The sequence below is a fragment of the Marinobacter sp. genome (genome assembly GCF_033722195.1).
Taxonomy (GTDB): Bacteria; Pseudomonadota; Gammaproteobacteria; order Pseudomonadales; family Oleiphilaceae; genus Marinobacter.
In genome coordinates this window covers 1-4,007 of record NZ_JAWVZL010000159.1, presented here as the reverse complement: position 1 = coordinate 4,007, position 4,007 = coordinate 1, and the positions used below count along the sequence as shown (strand labels likewise).

Below are 4,007 nucleotides of genomic sequence, written 5' to 3'. Positions count from 1 at the left end.
TGACCCCGGCCGCGCCGGATAACGCCTACACCAGCGGCGAGCCGATCCGGGTGGCCGGTATCCAGTTCGAGATTACCGGCGCCTCGGCCGGCGATGAGTTCTTTATCAAGACTGCGGAGAAGCAGTCCCTCTTCGCCACCGTGGAGAAGCTGATCTACGGGCTTGAGAACCAGGCCAAGACACCGGCGGTGGCGACCCTGCCGGCGGCCGGCTTCACGCCCCAGGCTGACGACACCCTGACCATCAACGGCCTTGATTTCACCGGCCTGACCAGTCTCGCGGACCTGCGGGACGCCATCAACACCAGCAATGATCCGGCCCTGGACAAGGTCAGTGCCGAGCTGGACGGCGCCGGCAACCTGATCATCACCTCCCAGGCCGGTGATCTGGAGTTCGCCGCCAATGACGGCGGCACCGGTGGCGGCCAGATTCAGGTGACCGGCGCCAAGTTCGATGACCTGGACCTGGCGGCCGGGGTGACGTCCGCCACCGTGGGCAGTGGCCAGCAGGCCTTTGACGAGCTGATCGCCAGCTCCCTGATCAACCTGGACAACGGCCAGGAGTCGATTCTGAAGACCCAGACCGAACTGGGCGGGCGCCTCAATGCCGTGGAATCCAGCGAAAAGTTCCTGGAGGATTCGGCGCTGTATACCAAGGAAATCCGCTCGCAGCTTCAGGATGTGGACTACGCCGAGGCCATCAGCAAGCTGAGCTTCCAGAGCTTCGTGCTGGAAGCGGCCCAGCAGTCGTTCGCGCGGGTGTCGCAGCTGTCCCTGTTCGATCGTCTTTAAGCCGGGCAGGGCGGCCGGTGTCCCGTCCCGGTTGTTGCTTTAGCAGGTGACCTCAGTATAATCGCCGGACTTCCCGATGCCGGGATGGTGAAACTGGTAGACACGCGAGACTCAAAATCTCGTGCAGGCGACTGCGTGTGGGTTCGAGTCCCACTCCCGGCACCACTCTTTGTTCCCCCGGGCCCACGGCCTGTTTTCCCCCTTTTCGACTGATTGTCCTTGTTGATGGCTGCTTTTCCCGCCGCGCGCAAGCACGCCGTCGTTGCCGTCAGCGTAGATCGTTGACGGAGCGCTCCAGATAGAAGGCATCGAAGCCCGCCACTTTCTTCAGACCGTCGATATCCTTCAGCTGTATGTCCGCGGTGGCGGTTTCAATCAGGCCTTCCGAGCGGAACTCATTGAAGGTCCGGCTGACGTGGACCGAGCTCAATCCGAGGGCGTCCGCCAGCAATTCCTGGGTCAGGGGCAATTGCAGATGGTTCTCCACCACGGCGTTGGTGCGCTCCAGGCGCTGGGAGATTTCCACCAGGAAATGCGCCAGTTTCTCCCGCGCCGAGCGGCGGCCCAGGTTTACCAGACGCTCCAGCAGAATCGCCTGGTCCCGGGCGGTGATCATGAAGAAGATGTTGCAGAGCAGCAGCGAGCTTGAAAAGACTTCCTTGAGGTGGGATTTCGGAAAAGCACACAGCCTGGCATCGTTCAGCACCATGGCGCTGGAGATCCGGGTCTGGAAAGCGAATTCCCGCAGACCCACCACGTCCCCAGGCACATAGATGTCCAGCACCTGACGACCGCCGTCCTCGAGTTCCCGGTAAGTGCAGACCCAGCCTGTGCTGATGGTATAGAAGCAGTCCGAAACCTCGCCCTGGCGCCAGAGCAGGGTGTTCCTGCTGTAGGCCAGGGGTCCCTCCTCGAGGGAGAGCAGAAGCCGCTGGTCCTCCGCACCCAGGTCGGCATAGGACTGGAAGTGCCTGATGATACAGCTCTCGTTCAGATCCTTTCGCATGTTGTTCCCCGGTCGGTTGCATCCCGTCGGCGATGGGGCGCTGTATGGCGGCCCCATAACCTAGGTTATCTCATCCCGAAAATGCCCGTGTTAGCGTCGTTTCCACATTCGAGGCGGTATCGACATCCAAGATAGCAACGTATCAAGGGAGAAGACATGCTTCAGACAACCGATTTCTACCAGACCCGTGAAACCTACACCGAGGGTTATTTCCCACGCCGGGAGCCGGTGGTTCATGCCGAACCCGACCAACGGGTTGCCGGCCCCCTCAGTGAGGCAGAGCTGAACCGGTTCGAGCAGGACGGCTTCCTGTCGCTGCCCGGCTACTTTTCGCCGGAGGCGGTGGCGCCGTTTTTTGACGAACTGGACCAGATCGAAAAAGACCCGGCCATGTGCGACAGGGACCAGGTGATCATGGATCCCAACCGCGAAAAGGTCCGCTCGGTGTTCGACATGCACCGGCTGTCCGGCGCCTTTGACCGGATGACCCGCCAGCCGCACCTGCTGGCCATGGTTCAGCAACTGCTGGGCGGTGACGTGTATATCCACCAGTCCCGGATCAACGACAAGGCCGGCTTCTGCGGCAACGGTTTCGAGTGGCACTCGGATTTCGAGACCTGGCACAGTGAGGACGGTATGCCGGCCATGCGGGCGGTCAGCGCCTCCATCATGCTGACGGACAATAATCCGTTCAACGGGCCGCTGATGCTGATTCCCGGCTCCCACCAGTCCTTTATTCCCTGTCCGGGAGAGACGCCGGAGAACAACTGGACCCAGTCCCTGAAGAAGCAGACCGTCGGTGTGCCACCCCGGGAGGCTGTCGGCCGGATGGCCAACGCCCGGGGCATCGAGCAGCCCATCGGTCCGGCGGGCTCGCTGCTGCTGTTCGAGTGCAACACCCTGCACGCGTCCAACGCCAACATGTCGCCCTGGCCGCGTTCGAACCTGTTCTTCGTCTACAACAGCGTGGAAAATCGCCTTACCCGCCCGTTTTCCGGTAAAGCGCCGCGCCCGGCCTACCTGGCCAACCGGGACACCCCGCGGGCTTTACGGGCAGCCTGACAGGTTCCGGCCTCCCGGCCGGCCACCGCGGGGTGGCATGCCGGGCCGTTTTGCCATATCCTGCACCGGCCCGGTTAACCTCTTGAACAGCCTCCCCCAATGAATGTCTCTGATTTCCATTTTGACCTGCCGGACGAGCTCATCGCCCGCTATCCACTGCCCGAGCGCAGCGCATCCCGTCTGCTGACGCTGGACGGCGCCACAGGTGCGATGGGCCATCACCAGGTCCGTGACCTGCCGGACTTCCTCCGGCCCGGCGATCTGCTGGTATTCAACGATACCCGGGTGATTCCCGCCCGCCTGTTTGGCCGCAAGCAGACCGGCGGCCAGCTGGAGATACTGGTGGAGCGGGTCACCGGCTCCCACAGCCTGCTGGCCCACGTGCGGTCCTCGAAATCCCCCAAACCCGGCCAGCGCATCCTGCTGGAAGATGACTCGGAACTGCTGATGGTGGCCCGTCATGACGCCCTGTTCGAGCTCCATCGGGAAGGGGAGGAGACGGTGCTGGAACTGCTGGAACGGATCGGTCACATGCCGCTGCCGCCGTACATCCGCCGCGGCGCGGATGCCGCCGACGAGGCCCGCTACCAGACCGTGTATGCCGCGCGCGACGGCGCGGTGGCGGCCCCCACCGCGGGCCTGCACTTCGACGACGCGATGCTCGGCGCGCTGCGCGCGCAGGGGGTGGGCGTCGAGGCGCTCACGCTGCACGTGGGCGCCGGCACCTTCCAGCCAGTGCGGGTAGACCGCATCGAGGACCACGTCATGCACAGCGAGGTGGCCCATGTGCCCCAGGCCACGGTGGACGCCGTCGCCAGGGCCCGGGCTGCCGGCGGCCGGGTGGTGGCGGTGGGCACCACCTCCGTGCGGTCACTGGAATCCGCCAGCCAGGATGGCGAACTGCGACCCTTCCAGGGCGAAACCGATATCTTCATCTACCCGGGTTACCGCTTCCAGTGTGTGGATGCGCTGGTGACCAATTTCCACCTGCCGGAGTCCACCCTGATCATGCTGGTGAGTGCCTTTGCCGGCATCGCACCGGTGCGGGCGGCCTACCAGGAGGCGGTGGCCCGGCGGTACCGTTTTTTCAGCTACGGCGACGCCATGTACATTATCGGGCAGCAACCCAGCCTCGGCGCCGAATTGGC

At 63.8% G+C, this 4,007-nt stretch carries 4 protein-coding genes and 1 tRNA gene; 4 read left to right on the top strand and 1 reads right to left on the bottom strand.

The annotated features are described in order from the left end of the window. Both R3280_RS16155 and R3280_RS16150 read left to right on the top strand, forming a co-directional pair. The coding region (locus tag R3280_RS16155; RefSeq protein ID WP_318999636.1) for a flagellin at positions 1-791 on the top strand (791 nt) is incomplete at its 5' end. A 78-nt stretch (positions 792-869) separates the two neighbouring features. Next, positions 870-956 (top strand) — tRNA-Leu (locus tag R3280_RS16150). Positions 957-1,059: 103 nt separating this feature from the next. Here R3280_RS16150 and R3280_RS16145 read toward each other — a convergent pair. Then, positions 1,060-1,797 carry a Crp/Fnr family transcriptional regulator gene (locus R3280_RS16145; protein WP_318999635.1) on the bottom strand — a complete coding sequence of 246 codons (738 nt, stop codon included), beginning with the start codon at positions 1,795-1,797 and terminating at the stop codon, positions 1,060-1,062. A gap of 156 nt (positions 1,798-1,953) precedes the next feature. On the opposite strand from R3280_RS16145, the gene thpD reads away from it, so the two are divergent. After that, positions 1,954-2,859 (top strand): ectoine hydroxylase, encoded by a 906-nt coding sequence (thpD, locus tag R3280_RS16140; protein ID WP_318999634.1) that lies wholly within the window; start codon positions 1,954-1,956, stop codon positions 2,857-2,859. Positions 2,860-2,958: 99 nt separating this feature from the next. Then, positions 2,959-4,007, top strand: a 1,049-nt coding sequence (gene queA, locus R3280_RS16135) for a tRNA preQ1(34) S-adenosylmethionine ribosyltransferase-isomerase QueA (RefSeq protein WP_318999633.1), incomplete at its 3' end; no start/stop codon positions are given.

What these genes read in the sequence shown, in the direction of transcription:
- R3280_RS16145 (WP_318999635.1), bottom strand. Translation starts at nt 1,797, where the DNA reads ATGCGAAAGGATCTGAACGAGAGCTGTATCATCAGGCACTTCCAGTCC.
- thpD (WP_318999634.1), top strand. Translation starts at nt 1,954, where the DNA reads ATGCTTCAGACAACCGATTTCTACCAGACCCGTGAAACCTACACCGAG.